Origin of the sequence: Halomonas sp. SIMBA_159, assembly GCF_046536035.1 — a bacterium.
GTDB classification, from domain to species: domain Bacteria; phylum Pseudomonadota; class Gammaproteobacteria; order Pseudomonadales; family Halomonadaceae; genus Vreelandella; species Vreelandella venusta_A.
Genome location: NZ_JAWJBT010000847.1, coordinates 1 through 262, shown reverse-complemented (window position 1 = coordinate 262; position 262 = coordinate 1). Strand labels below are relative to the sequence as shown.

Genomic DNA, 262 nt, shown 5'->3' with positions numbered 1-262 from the left:
CCAAGGCCGTTCGCCACGGCTGCGATCTTCGATTCCGTCTCATACCCGCCGGCTTCCATAAACTGCTCTTGCAATTCGCCGTATTGGCGCAGTATCCGTTCATCGGCACCGCTTGCCAGCTGGCTTTCCAGTGCGCGAAGCCGGCTTTGCATTCCGTGTAATTCGCTGAAACTTTCGTTCAATACTTCATACACCGTGTATCCCGGATAGGCCGGGATTTGGTGCAAATAGCCGATTTCGGTATTTTTCGTCCGGATGATGG

1 pseudogene is annotated in these 262 nt (G+C 53.8%); it reads right to left on the bottom strand.

Annotated features, from left to right (window positions below):
• Positions 1-262, bottom strand: a pseudogene (locus R0J87_RS21625) (hypothetical protein); the annotation flags it as partial.